26 protein-coding genes are annotated in these 22,921 nt (G+C 42.8%); 3 read left to right on the top strand and 23 right to left on the bottom strand.

From position 1 onward, the window contains the following. Nucleotides 1–35 precede the first annotated feature (35 nt). The 8 genes from OVN21_RS02410 to cdaA form a co-directional block, all read right to left on the bottom strand. Nucleotides 36–1,907 carry an ABC-F family ATP-binding cassette domain-containing protein gene (locus OVN21_RS02410; protein WP_267247120.1) on the bottom strand — a complete coding sequence of 624 codons (1,872 nt, stop codon included), beginning with the start codon at nucleotides 1,905–1,907 and terminating at the stop codon, nucleotides 36–38. Next, on the bottom strand, nucleotides 1,904–3,103 hold the full coding sequence (locus OVN21_RS02405) for a CCA tRNA nucleotidyltransferase (RefSeq protein ID WP_323743845.1): 1,200 nt from the start codon (nucleotides 3,101–3,103) through the stop codon (nucleotides 1,904–1,906). The genes OVN21_RS02410 and OVN21_RS02405 overlap by 4 nt, the downstream gene beginning before the upstream one ends. Further along, the gene (dapB, locus tag OVN21_RS02400) at nucleotides 3,100–3,867 is read right to left on the bottom strand and encodes a 4-hydroxy-tetrahydrodipicolinate reductase (RefSeq protein ID WP_267247119.1); all 768 of its coding nucleotides are present in this window, start codon (nucleotides 3,865–3,867) and stop codon (nucleotides 3,100–3,102) included. Before dapB ends, OVN21_RS02405 begins: the two co-directional genes overlap by 4 nt. 277 nt (nucleotides 3,868–4,144) lie before the next feature. After that, a complete protein-coding gene (locus OVN21_RS02395; protein WP_267247118.1) occupies nucleotides 4,145–4,993 on the bottom strand; it encodes a DegV family protein in 849 nt (282 codons plus the stop codon). Nucleotide 4,994: 1 nt separating this feature from the next. Next, complete coding sequence (locus OVN21_RS02390) at nucleotides 4,995–5,369, bottom strand: DUF1149 family protein (RefSeq protein ID WP_001050088.1); 375 nt, start codon at nucleotides 5,367–5,369, stop codon at nucleotides 4,995–4,997. 73 nt (nucleotides 5,370–5,442) lie between these two features. Beyond that, nucleotides 5,443–6,795 carry a phosphoglucosamine mutase gene (glmM, locus tag OVN21_RS02385; protein ID WP_267247117.1) on the bottom strand — a complete coding sequence of 451 codons (1,353 nt, stop codon included), beginning with the start codon at nucleotides 6,793–6,795 and terminating at the stop codon, nucleotides 5,443–5,445. Nucleotides 6,796–6,819: 24 nt separating this feature from the next. Continuing rightward, nucleotides 6,820–7,599, bottom strand: a complete 780-nt coding sequence (locus tag OVN21_RS02380; protein ID WP_267247116.1) for a YbbR-like domain-containing protein — start codon at nucleotides 7,597–7,599, stop codon at nucleotides 6,820–6,822. Further along, complete coding sequence (cdaA, locus tag OVN21_RS02375) at nucleotides 7,586–8,443, bottom strand: diadenylate cyclase CdaA (RefSeq protein ID WP_267247115.1); 858 nt, start codon at nucleotides 8,441–8,443, stop codon at nucleotides 7,586–7,588. The genes OVN21_RS02380 and cdaA overlap by 14 nt, the downstream gene beginning before the upstream one ends. Nucleotides 8,444–8,578: 135 nt before the next feature. On the opposite strand from cdaA, the gene OVN21_RS02370 reads away from it, so the two are divergent. Both OVN21_RS02370 and OVN21_RS02365 read left to right on the top strand, forming a co-directional pair. Then, the gene (locus OVN21_RS02370) at nucleotides 8,579–9,547 is read left to right on the top strand and encodes an NAD(P)/FAD-dependent oxidoreductase (protein WP_267247114.1); all 969 of its coding nucleotides are present in this window, start codon (nucleotides 8,579–8,581) and stop codon (nucleotides 9,545–9,547) included. Nucleotides 9,548–9,753: 206 nt separating this feature from the next. Further along, on the top strand, nucleotides 9,754–10,425 hold the full coding sequence (locus tag OVN21_RS02365; RefSeq protein ID WP_267247113.1) for a hypothetical protein: 672 nt from the start codon (nucleotides 9,754–9,756) through the stop codon (nucleotides 10,423–10,425). Between the two features lie 6 nt (nucleotides 10,426–10,431). Here the strand turns inward: OVN21_RS02365 and whiA are convergent, their stop codons facing one another. The 10 genes from whiA to OVN21_RS02315 form a co-directional block, all read right to left on the bottom strand. After that, a complete protein-coding gene (gene whiA / locus OVN21_RS02360; protein WP_267247112.1) occupies nucleotides 10,432–11,343 on the bottom strand; it encodes a DNA-binding protein WhiA in 912 nt (303 codons plus the stop codon). Further along, nucleotides 11,340–12,317, bottom strand: a complete 978-nt coding sequence (locus OVN21_RS02355) for a YvcK family protein (protein WP_267247111.1) — start codon at nucleotides 12,315–12,317, stop codon at nucleotides 11,340–11,342. Before OVN21_RS02355 ends, whiA begins: the two co-directional genes overlap by 4 nt. After that, nucleotides 12,314–13,204, bottom strand: coding sequence for an RNase adapter RapZ (rapZ, locus tag OVN21_RS02350; protein WP_267247110.1), 891 nt, complete (start codon nucleotides 13,202–13,204; stop codon nucleotides 12,314–12,316). Before rapZ ends, OVN21_RS02355 begins: the two co-directional genes overlap by 4 nt. A 51-nt stretch (nucleotides 13,205–13,255) precedes the next feature. Next, complete coding sequence (locus tag OVN21_RS02345) at nucleotides 13,256–13,636, bottom strand: RidA family protein (protein WP_267247109.1); 381 nt, start codon at nucleotides 13,634–13,636, stop codon at nucleotides 13,256–13,258. A gap of 10 nt (nucleotides 13,637–13,646) precedes the next feature. Next, complete coding sequence (gene yihA / locus OVN21_RS02340) at nucleotides 13,647–14,234, bottom strand: ribosome biogenesis GTP-binding protein YihA/YsxC (protein ID WP_267247108.1); 588 nt, start codon at nucleotides 14,232–14,234, stop codon at nucleotides 13,647–13,649. 8 nt (nucleotides 14,235–14,242) lie between these two features. Continuing rightward, on the bottom strand, nucleotides 14,243–15,475 hold the full coding sequence (gene clpX / locus OVN21_RS02335; RefSeq protein ID WP_267247107.1) for an ATP-dependent Clp protease ATP-binding subunit ClpX: 1,233 nt from the start codon (nucleotides 15,473–15,475) through the stop codon (nucleotides 14,243–14,245). A gap of 31 nt (nucleotides 15,476–15,506) precedes the next feature. After that, the gene (locus OVN21_RS02330; RefSeq protein ID WP_084881700.1) at nucleotides 15,507–15,677 is read right to left on the bottom strand and encodes a hypothetical protein; all 171 of its coding nucleotides are present in this window, start codon (nucleotides 15,675–15,677) and stop codon (nucleotides 15,507–15,509) included. Continuing rightward, nucleotides 15,677–16,183 (bottom strand): dihydrofolate reductase, encoded by a 507-nt coding sequence (locus tag OVN21_RS02325; protein WP_267247106.1) that lies wholly within the window; start codon nucleotides 16,181–16,183, stop codon nucleotides 15,677–15,679. The genes OVN21_RS02330 and OVN21_RS02325 overlap by 1 nt, the downstream gene beginning before the upstream one ends. A gap of 118 nt (nucleotides 16,184–16,301) precedes the next feature. Beyond that, complete coding sequence (cmk, locus tag OVN21_RS02320; protein WP_267247105.1) at nucleotides 16,302–16,976, bottom strand: (d)CMP kinase; 675 nt, start codon at nucleotides 16,974–16,976, stop codon at nucleotides 16,302–16,304. Nucleotides 16,977–16,985: 9 nt separating this feature from the next. Beyond that, the gene (locus OVN21_RS02315) at nucleotides 16,986–17,492 is read right to left on the bottom strand and encodes an SAG1386/EF1546 family surface-associated protein (protein ID WP_267247104.1); all 507 of its coding nucleotides are present in this window, start codon (nucleotides 17,490–17,492) and stop codon (nucleotides 16,986–16,988) included. A 45-nt stretch (nucleotides 17,493–17,537) separates the two neighbouring features. Between OVN21_RS02315 and OVN21_RS02310 the strand changes: the two genes are divergently transcribed. Next, the gene (locus tag OVN21_RS02310; RefSeq protein ID WP_023945469.1) at nucleotides 17,538–17,744 is read left to right on the top strand and encodes a ferredoxin; all 207 of its coding nucleotides are present in this window, start codon (nucleotides 17,538–17,540) and stop codon (nucleotides 17,742–17,744) included. 50 nt (nucleotides 17,745–17,794) lie between these two features. Here the strand turns inward: OVN21_RS02310 and OVN21_RS02305 are convergent, their stop codons facing one another. From OVN21_RS02305 to OVN21_RS02285, 5 genes are all read right to left on the bottom strand, one after another. Beyond that, nucleotides 17,795–18,778 (bottom strand): glycosyltransferase family 2 protein, encoded by a 984-nt coding sequence (locus OVN21_RS02305; protein WP_267247295.1) that lies wholly within the window; start codon nucleotides 18,776–18,778, stop codon nucleotides 17,795–17,797. Next, nucleotides 18,762–19,781: a UDP-glucose 4-epimerase GalE gene (gene galE / locus OVN21_RS02300; RefSeq protein ID WP_267247103.1), complete on the bottom strand. Its 1,020-nt coding sequence runs from the start codon at nucleotides 19,779–19,781 to the stop codon at nucleotides 18,762–18,764. The genes OVN21_RS02305 and galE overlap by 17 nt, the downstream gene beginning before the upstream one ends. Before the next feature lie 102 nt (nucleotides 19,782–19,883). Further along, on the bottom strand, nucleotides 19,884–20,987 hold the full coding sequence (locus OVN21_RS02295) for an NAD(P)/FAD-dependent oxidoreductase (RefSeq protein ID WP_267247102.1): 1,104 nt from the start codon (nucleotides 20,985–20,987) through the stop codon (nucleotides 19,884–19,886). Between the two features lie 16 nt (nucleotides 20,988–21,003). Next, entirely contained in the window at nucleotides 21,004–21,801 is a 798-nt protein-coding gene (locus tag OVN21_RS02290; protein WP_267247101.1) for a Nif3-like dinuclear metal center hexameric protein, read from the bottom strand. Next, the gene (locus OVN21_RS02285; protein ID WP_267247100.1) at nucleotides 21,788–22,465 is read right to left on the bottom strand and encodes a tRNA (adenine(22)-N(1))-methyltransferase; all 678 of its coding nucleotides are present in this window, start codon (nucleotides 22,463–22,465) and stop codon (nucleotides 21,788–21,790) included. Before OVN21_RS02285 ends, OVN21_RS02290 begins: the two co-directional genes overlap by 14 nt. Nucleotides 22,466–22,921 lie beyond the last annotated feature (456 nt).

Genomic DNA, 22,921 nt, shown 5'->3' with positions numbered 1-22,921 from the left:
GAAATCCTGTCATGAGACGGGATTTTTCTATTCTTCTAGTTGTCAAAGTCACTGAGGTATTCATAGCGTTCGTATTTTTCAAGGAGTGCTTCGTTTTTCTCATCTAGTTCTTTTTGAAGAGTAGCCAGTTTGCCAAAGTCAGAACCATTGGCTTGCATTTCCTCTTCAATAGCAGCGATACGATTTTCCAAGGTTTCAATATCGCCTTCAATGCTTGCCCACTCCTGCTTTTCTTGGTAGGTCATGCGTTTCTTGTCTTCTCTAACCTTGACGACTTTTTCCTTTTCGGCCTTTTGCACTTGATTGGCCATATCTGTTTCAAAAGCTTTTTTATCAAGATAGTCGGTGTAATGACCAAAGAATGGCCGAATCTTGCCATCCTCAAAAGCGAGAATCTTGGTCACTACCTTATCCAAGAAATAGCGGTCGTGACTGACTGTTAAAACGGGGCCTGCAAAACCTTGCAAGAAATTCTCCAAAACTGTCAAGGTTGCAATGTCCAAATCATTTGTTGGCTCGTCCAAGAGGAGAACATTTGGTTTTTCCAAGAGTAATTTGAGGAGATAAAGACGCTTTTTCTCTCCACCTGACAATTTCTCAATCAAGGTTCCATGCGTCGAACGTGGGAAGAGGAATTGCTCCAGCAACTCAGCGATGGAAGTCGTAGAACCACCGCTGGTCTTGACTTCTTCAGCCACTTCCTGCAGGTAATTGATAACTCGCTTGCTTTCATCCAAGCCCTCAATTTGTTGGGAGAAATAGGCGATACGAACTGTTTCTCCAATCACAACTTGCCCTGCTGTCGGCTCAAGACTTCCTGCAATCAGGTTAAGCAGGGTTGACTTCCCAACACCGTTGTCCCCAACGATTCCGATACGATCTTTTGCCTGCACCAAGAGATTAAAATCTTGCAAAATAGGCTTGTTTTCATAGGAGAAGGAAACATCCTGAAACTCGATGACTTTTTTACCGATACGACTGGTTTCAAAGTTCATGGTCAAGTCTGTCTCAGCAGCACCACCTGAAACTTCTTTCTTCAAGTCATGGAAACGATTGATACGAGCCTGTTGCTTGGTCGCACGCGCCTGCGGTTGTCTGCGCATCCATACCAATTCTTGCTTATAAAGTTGTTCTTTTTTGTGGAGAAGAGCCGCATCTCGCTCGTCCTGTTCCGCCTTAAGACGGACATAGTCCTGATAATTTCCCTGATATTCTGTCAATCCAGCTCGATCCAACTCGAAAATCCGTGTTGACAGCGCATCTAAGAAATAACGATCGTGGGTAATAAAAAGGACGGTTTTCTTGGAATTTTTCAAAAAGAGGGTCAGCCACTCAATAGTCGCAATATCCAGATGGTTGGTCGGCTCGTCCAGAAGCAAGAGGTCGTGGTTGCCAAGAAGGACTTGCGCCAACTGAACTCGTCTTCTCAGACCACCTGACAATTCCCCAACTGGAGTGGACAAGTCCTGAATCCCCAACTTGCTGAGGACCGTTTTGACCTGGCTTTCAATTTCCCAGGCTTGGAGAGAGTCCATCTCCGCCATAACCCGTTCTAAACGAGCTTGCTTATCCTCACTGTAGTTGAGCATGATTAACTCATAGTCACGAATGAGCTGGATTTCCTTTAGGTCGCTGGATAGGACCGTATCCAAAACTGTCTTGCTATCATCAAAATCAGGATCCTGGGTCAAGTAGCCAATCTGGTAATCATTCTTAGCTGAAAAAGGACTGACATCCCCATCAAAGCCAGACACACCAGAAAGGACATCTAAAAGGGTAGTCTTGCCTGTTCCATTGACACCGATTAAACCAATTCTATCCAAGTCATGAATAATAAAGGAAATATCCTTAAAAACGGTCTTGTCACCGACGGATTTACTTAGTTTTTCAACGATAAAATCACTCATTTTTTCTCCCTCAGATAAGCATGGATGGCTTGACGGTCATTTTCCAATTCTCCATCGACAATGGCATATTCAATCTCTGTTAAAATCTCTCCCAAGTCTGGCCCTGGTTGATAGCCATATTCCTTAATCAGAATACCGCCATTGATCTGAATTTCTTTCTTATCATGAATGGTCAAACTCTGGTAGGTTTCTGTGATGGCTTGTGGATTAACTTCTTTTCCTTGAGCCTGACGAAGATTTTCAGCTTGTAAAAGCAAATCCAATTCAAAGCGGTAACAATCGCGCTTGCTCAATTCTCCCTTTTCACGCAAAGCCAAAATAGTCAGCAAATCCTGTACCTGCTTGGCAAATTGGCGTGAGGTCTTCCAATGTTTCAAAAATGGCTGCGCATTTTCAATCTCCAAAGCCCACAAAAGAGCTGACCAGGCTTGTTCAGAGGATTCAAAAGTAAAATCAGTCTCCAAATCAAACAGTCTGTTGAGCTTATCCTGGCTAGCTGCCATATCAGGGAGATAATCATAAGCTTGACTCTCAATCATGGAAGCCAAGCCTCTTCTCCAAAACGGAGCCAGTAAGAGTTTATCAAACTCAACGAAGGTACGCTCTACAGAAATTTTCTCCAAAAGTGGCGTCAAGGTCTTCATAGCCTTAAATGTTTCTGGCTCAAGTTCAAAGCCGAGGATGGCCTGAAAACGGAAGCCACGCATAATCCGCAAAGCATCTTCGTTGAAACGCTCACTAGCCACTCCAACTGCTCGCAAGACTTGCTTTTCCAAATCCTCTAAACCATGGAACAAGTCAATGATTTCCCCTGTCTCGTCCAAGGCAAAGGAGTTGACTGTAAAATCACGGCGCTTGAGGTCTTCCTCTAGCGAACGCACAAAGGAAACCGCGCTGGGTCTGCGATAGTCCACATAGACATCTTCTGTCCGAAAAGTAGTCACCTCATACTCCTCGTCCCCATCTAAAACCAAGACAGTTCCGTGCTCGATTCCGATATCAGCTGTTCGCGGAAAAATCTGCTTGGTCTCTTCTGGATAAGAAGACGTTGCGATGTCCACATCATGGATAGGGCGATTGAGGAGGGCATCTCTGACGGAGCCCCCAACAAAATAGGCCTCAAAGCCTGCTTCTTTAATTTTTTCTAATACTGGTAAAGCCTTCTGAAATTCAGAAGGCATTTGCGTTAATCTCATAATAAGTGTTCTAATCCATAGACAAGCTCATGACGCTTGACAACTTCTTTGATTCCCAAATTGACCCCTGTCATGAAGGAGCTACGATCATAGGAGTCATGACGGAGGGTCAATCCTTCTCCCTGATTGCCAAAGATGACTTCCTGATGGGCTACCAAGCCTGGTAGACGGACTGAGTGGATACGCATGCCATCAAAGTCAGCACCACGAGCACCCGCAATCAATTCTTCCTCATCAGGCGCACCTTGCTGAATAGACTCTCGAACTTCCGCCATTAACTCGGCAGTTTTGATAGCTGTTCCACTCGGAGCATCCTTTTTCTTGTCATGATGGAGCTCGATAACCTCCACATTGGGGAAATATTTGGCAGCCTGCGCCGCAAATTGCATCAGCAAGACAGCTCCCAAGGCAAAGTTAGGTGCAATCAAACCACCCAAATCTTGTTCACGGGAAGATGCTTTTAGCTCTGCAATTTCTTCACTAGTGAATCCTGTTGTTCCTACGACTGGGGCAAAGCCATTTTCAAGAGCAAAACGTGTATTTTCATAGGCAACGGCTGGTGTAGTAAAGTCTACCCAGACATCCGCTTCAAAACCGGCTAAATCAGCCTTATCCTTGAAAACAGGAACTCCCTGCCATTCTGACTCAGACTCAAAGGGATCCAAAACTGCTACCAAGTCCAAGTCTAAATCAGCCAAAACCATCTGACAGGCAGCTTGGCCCATCTTTCCCTTAAAACCGGCAATAATTACTCGAATACTCATCTCTACTCCTGTCTAAGATACAAAGCCTGTAGGAACACAAAGTGAAAATAGGAGTTCTGATCAAGAAGTGTCTACTCCTTGGAAGAACTATCTTTTTCACACAGGGTTCCAGGCATGTTCAATTATCAAGATACAAAGGACGTTAGCTGCCCATGAAAAATAGGGAATGGCGCTAACTTTCCACGAAAGATCAGACAGGCATCTTTTTTCAAGAGGCAGGTAGCCCGTGTTCAATTGCTAAGATACAAAGCCTTCTCAACTATTCTAGAAGTACTAACTAAATCACTGGAATATAACCTAGAGCAATACTTCCTGCTCCTAGATGTGTCCCAATGACACTACCAAATGTAGCTAGTGAAATATCCGTACCCACTCCAGATTCAAGCAAGTGATGACGCAATTCCTCAGCCTTTTCAGGAGCATTGCCGTGAATGACAATGACCCGGTATTGACCTGAAGCCGTTGTTTCCTTAATGATTTCAATTAAGCGCTTGGTGGCCTTCTTTTCAGTACGAACTTTTTCGTAAACTTCAATCACACCTTGATCATTGAAATAAAGGATTGGCTTAATGCTAAGCAGATTTCCCAAAATAGCAGCCCCATTTGAAAGGCGCCCACCTTTTACCAAGTGGTTCAAGTCATCCACCATGATAAAAGCTGATGTACGGCTGATTTGAGTGGCTAGCTTATCCTGAAGGCTGGCAAAATCATCGCCATGGTCACGCCAATTAAAGACGCTTTCAACCATGATACCCAGAGGAGCACTTGTAATCAAAGTGTCTGGAAAAGCAATGGTTAAGCCCTCATAGTCATCCACCATATACTGGATATTTTGGTAAAAACCTGAAATTCCAGAAGATAGGAAAAGCCCCAAGGCATGTGTATAACCTTGTTCTTTGAGCGAAGTTAAGATTTCATCTAACTTGGCAATACTTGGCTGACTAGTCTTAGGCAATTCAGAAGCCTGAGCCATTTTTTGGTAAAATTCCTCAGCAGACAGATTGATACCTTCGACATACTCCTCACCATCAATATTGACAGGAATATCCAAGACAAATAAATCTTCTCTTTGCAAGGTCTCTGCACTGAGATAAGCAGAAGAATCTGTGATAACAGCTAGTTTCATATTAGAACTCCAAATTGATTCCTGGTAAGTCTAATGCAATTTCAGTTACTTCGTAAGTCAAACGGTTGAGCATGTTCAAACTTGGACGAGCCAAAGTTTCCACTTCTTCTTGGCTCAATTCACTTGGTTCATTGACAATACGGCCATCGATATGGTTTACCTGTGAAATAGTTCCACTAATGACAAACTTATCAAATACAATCATAAAGGTCAAGATGACAATCAAGGAAGTCACTTGATTTTCTTGATCATGTTGGAGCAATTGGAAATTCACATCCACCTTGGTTTCAGGAGCTCCATTTTCATTTTCCCATTCAAAATTACGCGCATCAAAATGATACTGACTAACAAATTCTTGTTCACGTTTAAGATTCATGTCTTTCTCCCTCGGCTACAATATTATAAGCTATTGTACCATAATTTTTAATTTTCATCTAGTTTTCTCGGATTTAGTCAATCCCGATTTCAGCTCGAACTACGTCTGCGATGGTATCAACATAGTAGTCCACTTCTTCTGTCGTAGGCGCTTCTGCCATAACACGCAAGAGAGGCTCTGTTCCACTTGGGCGAACAAGAATACGGCCATTCCCTGCCATTTCTTCTTCCATCTTCTCGATGATATCCTTGATAGCTGGCACTTCCATAGCCTTTTCCTTCATGGTATTTTCCACTCGGATATTGACTAATTTTTGTGGATAGATGGTTACTTCTGCTGCCAACTCTGACAAGCTCTTACCAGTTTCCTTCATGATTTTTGTCAATTGGACAGCGGATAATTGACCGTCACCTGTAGTATTGTAATCCATCAAGATAACGTGACCCGACTGTTCACCACCAAGGTTGTAGCCTGATTTTCTCATTTCTTCAACAACGTAACGGTCGCCGACTGCAGTGACTGCCTTGTTAATGCCTTCGCGGTCCAAGGCCTTGTGAAAACCAAGGTTAGACATCACAGTTGTCACAATTGTATTTTGGGCCAATTGTCCTTTCTCAGAAAGGTATTTCCCGATGATGTACATAATCTTGTCACCATCGACGATGTCGCCATTTTCATCAACAGCAATCAAGCGGTCACTGTCTCCGTCAAAGGCCAAACCGATAGCTGATTGGCTTTCTTTGACTACTTCTTGAAGGGCTTCTGGGTGGGTTGAACCAACATTCAAGTTGATATTAAGACCATCTGGTGTTTCCCCTATAACAGTTAATTGAGCACCGAGGGCTGCAAAGATTTGACGGGCACTTGTAGACGCTGCACCATTAGCTGTATCCAAGGCAACTTTCATTCCTTCAAGAGGAGTTCCAGTTGAAACAAGGTAGCCTTCATACTTACGCAAGCCTTCTGGATAATCTACCAAGGTTCCCAAGCCTTCTGCACTTGGACGAGGAAGAGTGTCTTCCGCAGCATCTAGCAAGACTTCAATTTCTGCTTCTTTTTCATCATCTAGTTTGAAGCCATCACCACCAAAAAACTTAATCCCATTATCAAGGGCTGGGTTGTGGCTAGCAGAAATCATGACACCGGCACTTGCTCCCTCAGTTTTAACCAAGTAAGCTACTGCTGGTGTTGCCAAAACGCCTAGTTTATAAACGTGAATTCCCACGGACAGTAGACCTGCCACCAAGGCCGATTCCAGCATTTCCCCTGAAATACGTGTGTCACGTCCTACAAAGACTTTCGGCGCTTCCGTTTCATGTTGGCTAAGAACATAGCCTCCAAAACGACCTAGTCTGAAGGCCAATTCTGGTGTTAATTCTACGTTAGCTTCTCCACGGACTCCATCAGTCCCAAAATATTTACCCATTTTTATAAAATCCTTTTTCTATTTTTAATTCGTTTTTGAACTAGTTGCTTTCGTTGGCGAAGATGTCTCCGATGAACTGCTTGTACTTGAATTTGATGTGCTTGAACTTGGTGCTACTGGTTTTGTAGTCACCTTCATTGTTGTATCAAACGGAGTGATAACTGCCGGTAAGACAACACCATTGCGGTCGATTGCCTGCAAAGGTACTGAACCACTGTAATTACCTGTAATCCGTTCGCTAGTTGGCAAGACAGCGATAATCTTATCAATTCTATCCAATATCTCTTGGTCACTCGTAATCGACACTTCTTCATCTGACACCGTGACATTTTCAATCTGTACCCGACTATCAATTTGACTAGGGTCAATCTCTGGTACAACCTTTACCTTATCCTTCTGAGCCTTCTTACCAATCTTGACTGTAATTTTTTGCGGAGTCGCCACAGCGGTCAGCCCATTGGGTAAATCTTCAATGCTCAAAGGAACTTCAATCGTTCCAACACTGGCATCTGTTAGGTCAGCAATAACCTTGAATTTACGTGTACTTTCTTGCATTTCACTAGCTAGCGATAGGCGATTTGCACCAGTCAAGACCACTGATACTTCTGAAGCAAAACCGCTAATAAAATACTCATCACTATTATAGCGTATGTCAATAGGGACATTTGTTACTGTATTAGTATAGGTTTCCGTTTTTACCTGCCTAGCACTGGTACTGTTTTGAAAATTCGTCGCCGTAGCATAGACAAATAAGACACAAGCAAAAAAGAGTGAGGATATGATATATAAACTATTTTTTCTCATGTTTCCATCCTCCTAGCAATCGTTCTTTAAAACTAAGACCTGCTTCCTCTTTTGGAAGTAAGATTTCACGTAATTCTGTTTCAAATTCATCAAGTGTTAGGTTGTGCTTAAAGCTTCCATTATAGGTTATCGAAATTCCTCCCGTTTCCTCTGATACGACAAAAGTCAAGGCATCTGAGACTTCTGATAAACCGATAGCCGCCCGGTGTCTGGTTCCAAATTCCTTGGAAATTCCTGTACTTTCTGTCAAGGGCAGATAGGCAGACGTCACAGCGATACGTTCTTCTCTGATAATCACCGCACCATCATGTAGGGGAGTGTTGGGAATAAAAATGTTAATGAGAAGTTCTGCAGAAATCTTAGCATCCAAGGGAATTCCTGTCGAAATATACTCCTGCAAGGTACGGACACGCTGAATAGCAACCAAGACCCCGATTTTACGAGGACTCATGTATTCGACGGACTTAACAAAGGCACGAATCATCTGTTCCTCAGCACTAATAGGGGCATTGGAAAAGAAATCTGTCGCTCTTCCCAAACGTTCCAAACCAGTCCGAATCTCTGGAGAGAAGATAACAACCGCCGCAATAACCCCATAAGTAATAATTTGATTGATTAACCAAGAAATCGTAGTCAAGTCAATCATATTTGCAAGGATTTGAGCTAAAATAAACACCAAAACTCCACGTACCAAAATCATAATCTTGGTTCCTGCAATAGCTTTTGTAAAATGGTATAAAATATAAGCAACAATCAAAATATCAATCAGATTGATAGCTATCGTCCATGGACTTGCAAATAAACTGGTCCAATATTGCAGATTGGATAATTGTTGAAAATTCATCTCTGATATCCTCCCTATCAAAACACTTTCGTCCTATTATACCATTTTCTGGCATTTTTTTCCCTATCCTAGTCCATTTTACATTGAGCAAAAATATGATAAAATAAACTGACTAGAAAAAACAAAGGAGAAAACATGTCTCAACTCTATGATATTACCATTGTAGGTGGTGGTCCAGTCGGGCTTTTTGCGGCCTTTTACGCCCACCTACGCCAAGCCAAGGTTCAAATCATCGACTCTCTTCCCCAGCTAGGTGGACAACCTGCTATTCTCTACCCTGAAAAGGAAATCCTAGACGTACCAGGCTTCCCAAACCTGACTGGAGAAGAGTTGACTAACCGCTTGATTGAACAGCTAAACAGCTTTGATACCCCCATTCATCTCAATGAAACAGTTCTTGAGATTGAAAAACAAGAAGAAGGATTTGTCATTACAACTTCTAAAGGAAGTCACCTGACTAAAACAGTTATCATCGCTATGGGGGGCGGTGCCTTCAAACCACGTCCGCTGGAACTTGAAGGCGTTGAGGGCTATGAAAATATCCATTACCACGTTTCCAACATTCAGCAATACGCTGATAAGAAAGTGACGATTCTTGGTGGGGGAGACTCAGCAGTGGATTGGGCTTTGGCTTTTGAAAAAATTGCACCAACCACCCTTATTCACCGTAGAGATAATTTCCGTGCTTTGGAACACAGTGTCCAAGCCTTACAAGAATCATCTGTAAGCATTAAAACACCATTCGTCCCTAGCCAACTCCTTGGAGATGGAAAAACGCTTGATAAACTTGAAATCACAAAAGTTAAATCTGATGAAACCGAAACGATTGACCTAGACCACCTCTTTGTCAACTATGGTTTCAAATCTTCGGTCGGTAACCTTAAAAACTGGGGGCTCGACTTCAACCGCCACAAGATTATCGTCAACAGCAAGCAAGAATCTAGTCAAGCAGGTATCTATGCTATCGGAGACTGCTGCTACTATGACGGAAAAATTGACTTGATTGCGACAGGCCTCGGAGAAGCTCCAACTGCTGTCAACAATGCCATCAACTACATCGACCCTGACCAAAAAGTGCAACCAAAACACTCAACAAGTTTATAAGAAAAAAAGTCTGGGACAATAGTCTCTTATCTCCAAAAAAGCAAGGGACAAGTTTTCCGTCAAACTGCAAGAACAGATCCAGATTTATTGTCAAGAAGAAATCATTCCTCTTATCCATCAAGCTATAGAACTAGATACACAAGAGCCTATCTCCTCAGGGCAGTTGATTGAACTCTCTCACGTCCTTGAAGAAGAATTGCCAAGACATGGAGGAGACACCCCTTAAAGGAAAAGATGAGCGTAAAACCAAAGGTCGGAAACTCAAGAAAATCTTGCCTAAAGTCAAAGATGATTTTTCAGTACGTGCTGAAAAAGAAGAGAGCCTCCTTCGTTTAGATGAAAAGGAGGTGAACCATCTGATGAAATATGCCATGTTTGATCAGGAACAGAAGAGAGGGGATACACAGTCAGCTAGAAACTTAGGGAATTGGTACTATAATGGCAAGGAGGATAGCTACACACATCCTGATGGCTGGTGCTATCGTTTTCACCATACCAAACATCAGAAAACAGAGACGGACTTTCAAGAGGAAATCAAGGTTTACTACGCTGATGAATCTGAATCAGCTCCTCAAAAGGGACTGTATATGAATGAAGGCTATCAGCACTTAAAAAATAAAGAATGCCAGGCGCTTTTATCTCCCCAAGGTAGACAGATTTTCGCTCAACGCAAGATTGTCTTTGGGCAGATAAAGGCTTGTTTGGGGTACAAGAGAGGTAATCTGAGAGGGATGCGTCAAGTGAGAATTGACATGGGATTGGTACTTATGGCAAATAAGCTCCTAAAATACAATAAGAGAGCCCTTAAAATGAAAAAGCTAGAGTTCTGCAATTGGAAATCTCTAGCTTTTTTGTGGTTGAGAACTATTTTGTCCTAGGTTCGTTTATAATTCATCAGCAATCTTGTTTATTTTTCTGAGTCTGTGGTTAACACCACTTTTGGTTAGGGGATTGCTCAGGCTATCTGCCAACTGCTGGATAGAGTAATCTGGGTGCTGGATTCGCAACTGCGCTACCTCCTGCAAATCTACTGGTAAATTTTCCAAACCTATTCTATCTTTGATTTTACTGATATTGTTGATGGTCTTCATACTGGCAGAAACCGTCCGAGCGATATTGGCTGTTTCAGCATTATTAGCTCGATTGAGATCGTTACGAGTTTCTCGTAAAATCTTAACCCGCTCAAAATCATCACGCGCCTGCATGGCTCCGATTACTATCAAGAAGTCCATAATGTCTTCGGCTCGCTGGAGATAGGTCACAGCTCCCTTCTTGCGCTCAAGCACCTTGGCATCCAGTAAAAACTGCTGGAGAAGAGAGGCAATCCCTTGCGCATGGTCCAGATAAACAGAACTGATTTCCAGCTGGTACTTACCTGATTCAGGGTCACGAATACTTCCATTTGCCAAGAAAGCGCCACAGAGATAAGCACGCCCCGCTTCCTCGTCTGATAAAATCGCCCCATCAATACCTGTTTCTAGGTCAAAGAAAGAATCTGCCAAATGCAAATCACTTAACAAGTCCTGCACTTTTTCATCTGTAAAAACAGTATAGACTCGATTCTTACGAAGATTACTCCTCTGGTGGTGTCGGATTTCCGATTTGATTTCATAGAAATGGAGAAAGGACTCATAGAGGTGACGAGCCAGTTTGGCATTTTCTGTCACGACTGACAAGGTCAAGCCCGAAGTCGAAAGACCGATACTGCCAGACATCTTGATAATGGCAGATAATTCATGCCGGCTCAGATGGTGCTGACCTAAGATTTCTTCTTTTACTGCTACTGTGAAACTCATTTTCTCACCTGTATGATGCGCATCAACTCGTCCACAATCAAATCTCCATCGTGGAAGGCACCTCCATTTTCAAGATGAAGGAAGTTGGATGAAATCACGCGCGGAACCTGCTGACAAAGACCAGCAAAGTCATGTTCCACCTGCACCAAGTATTCATCAAACCGGTTGGAATTCATGTATTCCTGTGGCACTTTTTCGATATTTACCAAGACAGTATCGATAAAAGGTCGGCCAAGGTGGCGATGCAAGACTTCCACGTGATCGCTATCTGTAAAATGTTCCGTCTCCCCACGTTGGGTCATGATATTGCAGACATAGGCGACTTCTGCCTTGGTTTCCAAAAGCGCCTGACCAATTTCCTTAATCACAATATTGGGCAAAATCGAGGTAAAGAGAGAACCAGGTCCTAGGACAATCATGTCACTTTCAAGAATGGTCTGCACTACTCGACGACTGGCCAGAGGCGTATCATCGTTGAGGGTATTGGTCACATAGACATGGTCAATCATGCCTGGATGGTCTGCAATATGGCTCTCTCCAGCCACTTCTGTCCCATCCTGAAAGACTGCATGAAGGGTCAAGGGATGGTCACTGGAAGGATAAATCTTCCCAGTTGTATGGAAAAACTTGCTCAATAACTGCATGGCATTATAGGTCGAACCCTGCATTTCTGACAGACCAGCGATAATGAAATTGCCCAGCGGATGACCAGCAAAGGCTCCTGCATCCTCGGAAAAGCGGTACTGAAAGACCTTCTCATAAAACTTAGGCATATCCGACATGGCCACAAGGACATTACGAAGATCACCTGGCGGTGTCAATTGTTGCATATTTTTTCGGAGTTCACCTGACGAACCACCATCATCTGCCACCGTCACGATAGCAGCGATTTCCACATCTTTTTCCCGCAGACTTTTTAGAATGACAGGGATTCCAGTCCCTCCACCAATCACCGTTATCTTTGGTTTTCTCATGAACGGTTTACCGTTTCCTTTCTTCGGTCTTTGTCGCGATGCCCTTCATTGACAGGCCAATTCTTGGATAAGTCCTGCGCCAAGCGTTTAGCAAAAGCCACACTACGGTGTTGCCCACCCGTACAACCCATGGCAATGGTCAAAACAGACTTCCCTTCCTTTTGGTAACTTGGCAAAATCGGCTCAATCAAGGCCAACAAATGTTGATAAAAGTCTTCTGACTCAGGATGGTTCATGACATAATCATAAACAGGTTCGTCTACACCCGTTTGATTACGCAGTTCTGGTAGGTAGTAGGGATTTGGCAAGAAACGGACATCAAAGACTAAATCTGCATCAATTGGGATTCCATATTTAAAGCCAAAAGACATGACTTCGATACGGAAAGACTGGGCCTGTTCTTGGTCTGAAAATTGCTCTGCAATGGTTTTACGAAGCTCACGCGGAGTGAGTTCGGTCGTATCCACCACATTTTGACTCATGTTTTTCAAAGGTGCCAAGAGCTCGCGTTCCAGCTTAATTCCATCTAAAATCCGTCCGTCTGCTGCTAGTGGGTGACTCCGTCTGGTTTCCTTGTAACGAGCGACCAATTCCTTATCAGCCGCGTCCAAAAAGAGAATTTTGAAGGCCAATTCTTCCTTGTTTTCCAACTCATCCAAAACAGCTTGAATCTCTGAAAAGAAAGAACGGCTACGCATATCCACTACCAAGGCCAACTTATGGTCGTCTTCCTTTGTTTCCACCAACTGCAAAAATTTAGGCAAGAGGGCTGGTGGCATATTATCAATGGTAAAATAGCCTAAATCCTCGAAGGACTGAATGGCTACAGTTTTGCCTGCCCCACTCATCCCTGTCACAATCACCAAATGAAGTTGTTTCTTTGTCATCTTTTTCTCCTTATATCAAAAGAAGTTTGGCAGAACCAAACTTCAACTAGCTTATCCAAGCTCTGCGATCACTTCAATTTCGACTTTTACATCACGAGGAAGACGTGCAACCTCTACAGCTGAACGAGCTGGGAACTCCTCTTTAAAGGCCGTTTGGTAAACCTCATTAAAAGGAACAAAGTCGTTCATATCGCTCAAGAAGCAAGTTGTTTTGACAACATGGTCAAAATCTGTTCCTGCTTCAGCCAAAATAGCACCAATATTTTTCAAGACTTGTTCTGTCTGTTCTTGGATGGTTTCTCCAACGATTTCCCCAGTTTCAGGAGATAGGGGAACTTGACCACTAGCAAACAAAAGGTTGCCAACGATTTTTCCTTGAACATAGGGTCCGATAGCCTTTGGAGCCTTATCTGTATGAATTGTTTTTGCCATTTTCTTTTCCTCACAATTTTTCTAAGATTGCATCCCAAGCTTGGTCCATCCCTACCTTGCTTACAGATGAAAAGAGGATGAAGTCGTCACTTGGGTCAAAGTTTAATTTCTTTTTGATTGCTGATTCGTGCTTGTTCCATTTACCACGAGGAATCTTGTCCGCCTTGGTCGCAACGATGATAACTGGAATCTCATAATACTTGAGAAATTCGTACATCTGTACATCATCTGCTGACGGGTCATGACGAAGGTCAACTAAACTAACTACCGCACGAAGATTTTCCCGAGTCGTTAAGTACTCCTCAATCATGCGGCCCCACTTTTCACGTTCCTTTTTAGAAACACGAGCATAACCATAACCTGGTACATCCACAAAGCGCATCTTGTCATCAATATTAAAGAAATTGAGAAGCTGGGTTTTACCAGGTTTTCCTGATGTACGGGCGAGATTCTTACGGTTCAGCATGGTGTTGATAAAGCTAGATTTGCCAACATTTGAACGACCCGCAAGGGCGATCTCTGGCAAGTCATCCTGCGGATAGTGGGATTTATTAGTCGCACTGAGCAAGATTTCAGCATTGTGTGTATTGATTTCCATAGTCACCTCTAGGCTGTTTCTAGGATTGGTTTATCCGTTCCATCGACAGCTTCTTTTGTGATGCGGACCAATTTCACATTTTCCTGACTCGGTACTTCAAACATGACATCTAGCATGGTTTCTTCGATAATCGAGCGAAGACCACGCGCACCCGTTTTACGTTCGATCGCTTTATTGGCTATCTCTTGTAAAGCCTCGTCGTCAAATTCCAACTCGACATCATCATAAGAAAGCAAGGTTTGGTATTGTTTAATCAAGGCATTTCTTGGCTCTTTCAAAATACGAACCAAGTCATCAACGGTCAATTGCTCAAGAGCCGCAAAGACAGGCAGGCGTCCAATCAACTCTGGAATAATACCGAATTTTTGAATATCTTCAGCGATGATTTCTTGCATGTATGAGCTGTTTTCGTCAATTGCTTTGTTATTTTGACCAAAACCGATGACTTTTTCTCCCAGACGTTGTTTGACGATTTCTTCGATGCCATCAAAGGCACCACCCACGATGAAGAGGATATTTTTAGTATCCACTTGAATCATCTCTTGTTGCGGATGTTTGCGTCCACCTTGAGGTGGTACGCTAGCAACAGTTCCCTCGATAATCTTGAGAAGTGCTTGTTGTACCCCTTCACCAGAAACGTCACGCGTGATAGACACGTTCTCGCTCTTCTTGGCAATTTTGTCAATTTCATCCACGTAGATAATCCCACATTCTGCACGTTCGATGTTAAAGTCAGCAGCCTGCAAGAGTTTGAGGAGGATGTTTTCAACGTCCTCACCCACATACCCAGCCTCAGTCAGAGCTGTCGCATCCGCAATAGCAAAAGGCACGTTCAAGCTCTTAGCCAAGGTCTGAGCCAAGAAAGTTTTCCCGGAACCAGTTGGGCCAATCATCAAGATGTTTGACTTCTGCAAATCCACATCTTCTGACTCTTCATGCATATCGTGGAAATTGATGCGTTTGTAGTGGTTGTATACAGCCACTGCCAAGGCGCGTTTGGCACGATCCTGACCGATAACATAGTGGTTCAAGATATGGAGGAGTTCGATTGGTTTTGGTACTTCAGACAAGTCTACCAAGACTTCCTCAGCCAACTCCTCACGAATGATTTCCTGGGCTAACTCCACACATTCATTACAGATAAAGGCGTTGTTCCCAGCGATTATTTTCCTTACTTCTTCTTGGCTTTTGCCACAAAATGAGCAATAAACCATCATATCATTTTTCCTATTTGTAGGCATGATTTCCTTCCATTCTAATTTATCATTCTATCTAAAATAAGGTCATGTAAAAGGCATGAATACTGTTTACCAGATTGGTAAAGGCATTCAGCCAGAGTAAGGCAGACAGTCCATAGCGCTTCTTACGAAAAGCCTGTGCTCCAGTCAAAATACAGATTACACACAAAAAAGCTGTAAAAAATCCAAATATACTGCGCTCCATTAGACTTCCTTTCTATCTCGGTATTCGATGGTAAAATCATAGTCGTTTTTCTCATCTCGGGTGTAGGATTGGCTTGCAACTGTCTCAAAACGAGACAAGTCAAACTCCTCAGGAAAATAAGTATCTCCCTCTACCTGAGCATGAATCTGTGTCACGATGATTTCATCTAAATACGGCTCAAAAGCCTGAAAAATCTGCTTTCCGCCAATGATATACAGATTTTTTTCCTGACTCTGATACCACGCTAAAACAGATTCCACATCTTGAAATACGAGTGCCCCATCTATGATTTCTTCGCTATTGCGCGTTAAAATCAGGGTTTGCCGTTTTGGAAGCAGACGACGTCCCATGCCATCAAAGGTCACTCGTCCCATCAGTATAGCATGATTTAAAGTTGTTTCCTTAAAATGTTGCAACTCTGCTGGCAAATGCCAAGGGAGACGTTCTTCCTTCCCAATCACACCTTTTTCATCTTGGGCCCAAATGGCTATGATTTTCTTTGTCATGCTTCCGTCCTTTTTATTGATACTACTATTTTATCAAAATTCTCCCAAAAAGACTGTTTTGAAACGCGCGCAAAAGAGAGAAAAGGAGCAGGCATCACCTAGCCTGCTCCTCTCATCCCTAGGACATATATTTTTTTGCTTCTGATTCAATTTTTTCGACCACTTCTTGGATACTTAGTCCAGTTGTGTCAAGGTAAACTGCATCCTCAGCCTGTTTGAGAGGCGAGGTTTCACGATGACTATCTTTGTAGTCACGTGCCGCAATTTCTTCTTTCAGCATTTCCAAGTCAGTTTCAATCCCTTTAGCAAGATTTTCCTTGTAACGACGCTCTGCTCTTTCATCAACAGAAGCTACTAGGAAAATCTTGAGTTCAGCTTGTGGTAAAACAACTGTCCCGATATCACGGCCATCCATGACAATGCCACCTTGCTGAGCAATCTCTTGCTGAAGTGAAACCAGTTTCTCACGCACTTCAGGAATAGCAGCAATGCTTGAAACCTTGTTGGTCACTTCATTTTCACGAATCGGATGAGTAATATCCACATCCCCTACAAAAACAAGTTGATCACCTATTTCTGAACGACCAAAACTAATGGGGTATTGATCAAGCAATTCCAAAAGTTGCTCTATTTTTCCTGCATCCAACTGGTGTTTGAGAGCTATATAAGTCGTAGCACGGTACATAGCGCCCGTATCGAGATAAGTATAACCAAAATCTTTAGCGACAATCTTTGCAACCGTACTCTTACCACTGGAAGCTGGACCATCAATAGCAATTTGAATTGTCTTCATTTCCGACTCCTATCTTGTCTTGATCACATCACCTGGATTGGCAAACCAAGCTCCAGATGACATATGAGAAGGATTTAACGCTTCCAACTGGGCAATGGAAATCCCTGCACGCTGAGCAAGAGCTGCCTCACCCTCTCCAGGATGCACTGTGAGTGTTCCTTCTCCTTCTGTGTGCTCTTCTGAACTGCTCTCTGAGGGAGTTGTTTCAGAAGAGGATGTTTCTTCTACCTTGCTACTTGAAGAGATTGACTCTTCCACTTTAGAACTTGAGCTTGTAGAAGGAGATGATGCATCATAAAAGTCCTTCAAAGCTGCTGTGCGATTGCTTCCTCCGGTTGATAGGTAAATCAATACAACCACCATCACCACAACGACTACAAAAAAGAGGCTGGCTAGAACTGTTAAGACACGATTGGCAACAGCGCCCTTTCCTTTTTGTTTACGGCGACGACGCTCTAATCTTGATTCTTCCTCACTATTTTCATAGATATCTTCTTGCCATGGTTCCTTTGCCATACCTTACTCCTTGTTTTTTTTAACTTTTCTTATTACAATATAAATATGAAAATCACACTTATACCTGAACGATGCATCGCCTGTGGGCTTTGCCAAACTTATTCTGAATTATTTGATTACCACGATAATGGAATCGTACGTTTTTACGATGATCCTGATCAACTGGAAAAAGAAATTTCTCCTAGTCAGGACGTCTTAGAGGCTGTTAAAAATTGCCCAACTCGCGCCCTGATTGGAAATCAGGAAGCCTAAATCAATGTCGACAATCCACTCCCTCTAGTTTAGCACATTTCCTTGTAAAATTATAGTCTTTTCTCTCTATTTTTTTCTATAAAATCAGGAAGGTCACTTTTTTCTTTGATGAGATAAAGTGGTCTTTTTTTGGTCTCTAGATAAATCTTACTAATATACTTGCCGAGAATCCCAATGGTCAAGAGTTGAATACCACCAAGAAAGAGAATGACAGCCATCAGAGAGGTCCAACCTGATGTCGGATTGCCCAAAATGAGGGTTCGAACCACGACAAAAAAGGTCATGAGCAGAGAAATAAAACAAGATAGGATACCAGCTACGAAGGCTATAATCAAGGGAAAATCTGAAAAATTTACAATACCCTCAATGGAGTAGAAAAAGAGTTGCCTAAAACTCCAACTGGTCTTGCCAGCCTGCCTTTCGACATTTGGATATTCCAGATAGTGGGTTTTAAAGCCGACCCAAGCAAAGAGTCCCTTTGAAAAACGATTGGACTCAGTCAAACTTAAAATGGCATCGACCACAGACCTTCTCATCATGCGAAAATCACGGACACCTGACGGCAGGGCTACTGGACTGATTTTTTGCATGAGGCGGTAAAAGATGTCAGCACAGAAACTGCGAAAGAAGGGTTCTCCCTCCCGACTAGTTCTCCGTGTTCCTACGCAGTCCAAGTCTGTATTTTGTTCCAGTAAAGTTTTCATATCAAGCAACATACCAGGAGGATCCTGGAGGTCTGCATCCATTACCACCACCAGATCTCCTGTCGCATACTGCAGGCCTGCATAGAGGGCTGCTTCTTTGCCAAAATTTCGAGAGAAAGAAATATAATGCACTGCCGGATTTTGTTCCCGATAGACCCTTAAGAGTTCCAAGGTCCCATCACTCGATCCATCATCGACAAAGACATACTCGATTTCTGTTTCCAAATCTGGAAGTAAATCTTCCAAAGCCTGATAAAAAAGAGGAAGTACTTCCTCTTCGTTTAGACAGGGGACAATGATTGACATCCCCATCTTAGTCTTCAAATCCATTTGGATGCTTACTTTGCCAACGCCATGCGTCTTCACACATTTGGGTGATATCTAGTTCTGCTTCCCAACCGAGTTCTGCTTTGGCTTTTGCTGGGTCTGAGTAGCAGGCTGCGATGTCACCTGGGCGACGGTCTACAATGCGGTAAGGAATCGGACGCCCCACTGCTTTTTCCATATTTTGGATAATTTCAAGAACAGAGTAACCTTTACCTGTCCCAAGGTTATAAACATTTAGACCTGAACCTTTTTGAATTTTTTTCAGAGCTGCAACGTGACCTTTAGCCAAGTCGACAACGTGGATATAATCACGAACACCAGTTCCGTCTTCCGTATCGTAATCATCTCCAAACACCTGCACTTGCTCTAGTTTACCAACGGCTACTTGAGTCACATATGGCAAGAGATTGTTTGGAATACCATTTGGATTTTCTCCCAAATCTCCACTCTCATGGGCTCCGATTGGGTTAAAGTAACGAAGCAAGACCACATTCCATTCTGAGTCTGCCTTGTAGATATCCGTCAAAATTTCCTCAAGCATAAGCTTAGTACGGCCATATGGATTGGTAACTGAAAGTGGGAAATCTTCCAAGATAGGCACTGTATGAGGATCTCCGTAAACTGTCGCAGAAGAACTGAAAATGATGTTTTTACAGTTGTTTTCTTCCATGGCTTTCAAAAGGCTAACAGTTCCAGCGATATTGTTATCATAATAGGCAAGTGGGATACGGGTAGATTCACCGACAGCCTTCAAACCAGCAAAGTGAATGACCCCTGTTGGTGCTTCTTGTTTGAAAATACCTCTGAGAGTATCGGTATCACGGATATCTGCCTCATAGAACGGCACTTCAACTCCTGTAATTCTCTCAACAACTTCTAAACTTTTTCTGTTACTATTAACAAGGTTATCCACCACAACAACTTGATGACCTGCTTGGATTAACTCAATAACTGTGTGGGTTCCGATAAAACCTGCTCCACCCGTTACCAAAATCTTTTCTTGCATCTTCTTTCCTCGATTCTCGGATTATTTTTTCTTATTTTATCATTTTTGATAGGGAATGTCATTTACCATCCTAGAGGGGAGGTTAAATTTTCAGTCAAATGCTTATTCGCGTTTTACTCGTTTGACATAGTTTGCAATTGGATAGTTTGCTGGGGCCAGGGTCAACTCCTTGTCTTGAACCAATTGGGCTAGATGGTAACCAATAATAGGCCCAGTTGTGAGACCTGACGAACCTAGTCCACTGGCTGCATAGACACCTGCTAAGCCAGGTACTTGCCCAAAAAACGGGGAGAAATCACTGGTATAGGCTCGGATTCCTACACGCTCACTTGATGATTTCGCTTCTGCCAAGGCTGGATAGTGAGGAAAGCCCACCTCCTCCATTTGCTGGAGCAAGGTTTCATCCACCGTCAAATCAAATCCCATATCATTTTCATGGGTAGCGCCTAAGGACAATTTCCCACCTGCAAAAGGTATCAAATCCCACTCCCCTTCTGGCATAACAACAGGGTAAGATTCCATGTCTTGGCCAAGCTGATAATCTCGGAGTTGTCCTTTTTGAGGACGAACATCCACAGTATAACCCAAGGGTTCTAATATGTGTCCCAACCAAGCTCCAGTCGCCAAAATAACCCGATCAAACACCTCTTCACCAATCTGATAACCTGATGCTAAAGGTGTCAGAGTTACTTTTTCTTTGACCAGCTTGACATGACTGGCTTCTATCAAACGAGTCACCAAGAGTTGGCCATCTACTCTCGCTCCACCAGAAGCATAGAGCAGGCGATCAAATCCCTGCAAACCAGGGAATAATTCATTTGCAGACGCTTGATCCAGAATTGCTAACTGACCTATCAAGGGAGATTCTTCTCTGCGCTGGAGGGCTAGTTCATAGAGTTCTTCCAACTTGGATTCATCCTTTTTCAAGAGAAAGACTCCCGAACGCTGGTAAAAGTCGATTTCTTGTCCTGATTTCTCTAAATCAGCTAATAAATCCACATAAAAATCAGCCCCCAAGCGCACCATTTTATACCAGGCCTTATTGCGGCGTTTGGAAAACCAAGGACTGATAATTCCTGCTGCTGCTTTGGTAGCTTGACCCTGTCCATGGTCAAAAACGGTCACCTCTAGGTCACTTTCTTTCGAGAGATAGTAGGCTGCTGTTGCTCCCACAATTCCTGCTCCGATAATGGCAACTTTTTTCATTGTCTTCACCTTCTAACTAGATATGGTGGAAAGGATTGGTCGATGCTTGACTAGGTAAAATCTCTAGTTCCCAGCCTTTTTTCTCTTTCCATTGAGTAAGGAGTGCTGCGATTTTTTCCACAAAAAGCACTTCGATATAGTGGCCTGGGTCCAATGCTAACAAGCCATCAGACAGCATATCCTGAGCAGTATGGTAGTAGATATCACCAGTGATATAGACATCTGCCCCCTTTGCCAAAGCATCCTTATAGAAAGACTGCCCGCTTCCACCACAAATTGCTACTCTTGAAATAGGCTTCTGCAAATCATTCTCTTGATAATGCACCATTCGAAGGCTATCTAGGTCAAAGACTTGCTTGACCTGTTGGGCCAATTCCCAAAATGTCTGAGGCTGAATATTCCCAATACGTCCAATTCCACGTTCTGGACCTGTTTCCTGCAGATAAGTCGTCTCCTCGATTCCTAGCATCTGACAAAACCAGTCATTGAGCCCATTTTCAACGATATCAATATTGGTATGGCTGACATAAACTGCGATGTCATGCTTAATCAGGTCGATGTAAATCTGATTTTGCGGACGGTTGGCTACTAAGTCCTTGATAGGACGGAAAATCGGCGCGTGTTTGACGATAATCAAATCCACACCCTTTTCAATGGCCTCTGCCACCGTCTCTTCTCGAATATCGAGGGCAACCATGACCCTTTGGATATCCTTGTTCAAAATGCCGATTTGCAGACCACGACTATCACCCTCCATGGAAAATTCCTGAGGGCAAAAGGCTTCATAAACTCTGATTACTTCACTTGCTAGCATGGAGAACCTCCTTGATGGCTTGAATTTTATCTGCTAGGACTTGACGCTCTTCCAGATTTTTTTCTGGGATTTGTCCGAGGGCAAACTCTAGCTTATCCGCTTCTTTTTGCCACTTTTGGACAAAGACTGTGCTGACTTCTTTGGACAAGAAGGGACCAAAGCGAACATCACTGGCTGATAACTTCATTTGTCCCGCTTCCACAACTAGAATTTCATAAAACTTGCCAGTTTCTTCTAGAATGCTTTCTGCTACAATCTGAAAACCATTGTCTTGCAACCAAATACGCAAGTAGTCTTCGCGATTATTGGGCTGGAGAATCAAACGCTCTACATTAGCTAGCTTGTTCAAGCCCTTTTCTAAAATCCTAGCAATCAAACGGCCTCCCATACCAGCAATGGTGATAACCGACACTTGGTCAGCCTCTTCAAAAGCTGCTAATCCATTGGCTAAACGAACTTGGATTTTCTCATTTAGACCATGAGCCTCAACATTTTTAACCGCAGACTGGTAGGGGCCTTCCACCACCTCACCTGCAATGGCGCTTTTGATTTGGCCTCTTTCAACCAAGTCTATCGGCAGATAAGCATGGTCACTTCCCACATCTAGTAGAATGGCTCCCTGTGGCACAAAGGAAGCCACCAATTCTAATCTCTTTGAAATCATCTTCTCTCACTTTCCAAACTCTGTTACCTTTTATTATACCACATTTCAATCCTCAACTTTCCAGTAATATAAGTAGCTCCAGCGAAAGAAGTTTCAATGACCTAACGCAATAGATGGAGGAAATTAAAAGATTTTAAACAATTTACAGAAATATTGGAAAATAAGAAATAAAAAGTTTATTCAGAAAATTCTTGACATATAAGAAAGTTCATGTTATAATACATTTAGAAAGTTAGAAAAAATAAAAAGTTTAACTAAAATTTGTATTTGAAGGTGGTGTTCAGATAGGAAATTTTAGTCAGACGAACCACGAATTTGCCTCTGCTTTCTGGAATTTATTATAACAGGAGGATACAGTCATGGAACAAACATTGTTTGAATTAGAATTACTTCCAGAGGAAGATGTTATTGTCACAGGTCTACCTAAATATTGTTCTCTTACTTGTTTAATTACAG

The sequence above is a fragment of the Streptococcus sp. Marseille-Q5986 genome (assembly GCF_946902915.1).
GTDB lineage: Bacteria > Bacillota > Bacilli > Lactobacillales > Streptococcaceae > Streptococcus.
Note: the sequence above shows the minus strand (reverse complement) of the source record. Positions and strands in the feature narration are given on the sequence as shown.

Coding starts and splice junctions, on each gene's coding strand:
- OVN21_RS02370 (WP_267247114.1), top strand. CDS start 8,579: ATGTCTCAACTCTATGATATTACCATTGTAGGTGGTGGTCCAGTCGGG.
- OVN21_RS02355 (WP_267247111.1), bottom strand. CDS start 12,317: ATGAGAAAACCAAAGATAACGGTGATTGGTGGAGGGACTGGAATCCCT.
- OVN21_RS02295 (WP_267247102.1), bottom strand. CDS start 20,987: ATGAAAAAAGTTGCCATTATCGGAGCAGGAATTGTGGGAGCAACAGCA.
- OVN21_RS02330 (WP_084881700.1), bottom strand. CDS start 15,677: ATGGAGCGCAGTATATTTGGATTTTTTACAGCTTTTTTGTGTGTAATC.
- galE (WP_267247103.1), bottom strand. CDS start 19,781: ATGCAAGAAAAGATTTTGGTAACGGGTGGAGCAGGTTTTATCGGAACC.
- clpX (WP_267247107.1), bottom strand. CDS start 15,475: ATGCCTACAAATAGGAAAAATGATATGATGGTTTATTGCTCATTTTGT.
- yihA (WP_267247108.1), bottom strand. CDS start 14,234: ATGGAAATCAATACACACAATGCTGAAATCTTGCTCAGTGCGACTAAT.
- OVN21_RS02310 (WP_023945469.1), top strand. CDS start 17,538: ATGAAAATCACACTTATACCTGAACGATGCATCGCCTGTGGGCTTTGC.
- OVN21_RS02305 (WP_267247295.1), bottom strand. CDS start 18,778: ATGGATTTGAAGACTAAGATGGGGATGTCAATCATTGTCCCCTGTCTA.
- OVN21_RS02380 (WP_267247116.1), bottom strand. CDS start 7,599: ATGAGAAAAAATAGTTTATATATCATATCCTCACTCTTTTTTGCTTGT.
- OVN21_RS02345 (WP_267247109.1), bottom strand. CDS start 13,636: ATGGCAAAAACAATTCATACAGATAAGGCTCCAAAGGCTATCGGACCC.
- OVN21_RS02405 (WP_323743845.1), bottom strand. CDS start 3,103: ATGAGATTAACGCAAATGCCTTCTGAATTTCAGAAGGCTTTACCAGTA.
- OVN21_RS02390 (WP_001050088.1), bottom strand. CDS start 5,369: ATGAATCTTAAACGTGAACAAGAATTTGTTAGTCAGTATCATTTTGAT.
- OVN21_RS02410 (WP_267247120.1), bottom strand. CDS start 1,907: ATGAGTGATTTTATCGTTGAAAAACTAAGTAAATCCGTCGGTGACAAG.
- glmM (WP_267247117.1), bottom strand. CDS start 6,795: ATGGGTAAATATTTTGGGACTGATGGAGTCCGTGGAGAAGCTAACGTA.
- whiA (WP_267247112.1), bottom strand. CDS start 11,343: ATGAGTTTCACAGTAGCAGTAAAAGAAGAAATCTTAGGTCAGCACCAT.
- OVN21_RS02285 (WP_267247100.1), bottom strand. CDS start 22,465: ATGATTTCAAAGAGATTAGAATTGGTGGCTTCCTTTGTGCCACAGGGA.
- cmk (WP_267247105.1), bottom strand. CDS start 16,976: ATGAAGACAATTCAAATTGCTATTGATGGTCCAGCTTCCAGTGGTAAG.
- OVN21_RS02315 (WP_267247104.1), bottom strand. CDS start 17,492: ATGGCAAAGGAACCATGGCAAGAAGATATCTATGAAAATAGTGAGGAA.
- OVN21_RS02325 (WP_267247106.1), bottom strand. CDS start 16,183: ATGACAAAGAAAATCATAGCCATTTGGGCCCAAGATGAAAAAGGTGTG.
- OVN21_RS02395 (WP_267247118.1), bottom strand. CDS start 4,993: ATGAAACTAGCTGTTATCACAGATTCTTCTGCTTATCTCAGTGCAGAG.
- dapB (WP_267247119.1), bottom strand. CDS start 3,867: ATGAGTATTCGAGTAATTATTGCCGGTTTTAAGGGAAAGATGGGCCAA.
- rapZ (WP_267247110.1), bottom strand. CDS start 13,204: ATGACAAAGAAACAACTTCATTTGGTGATTGTGACAGGGATGAGTGGG.
- OVN21_RS02290 (WP_267247101.1), bottom strand. CDS start 21,801: ATGCTAGCAAGTGAAGTAATCAGAGTTTATGAAGCCTTTTGCCCTCAG.
- cdaA (WP_267247115.1), bottom strand. CDS start 8,443: ATGAATTTTCAACAATTATCCAATCTGCAATATTGGACCAGTTTATTT.
- OVN21_RS02365 (WP_267247113.1), top strand. CDS start 9,754: ATGGAGGAGACACCCCTTAAAGGAAAAGATGAGCGTAAAACCAAAGGT.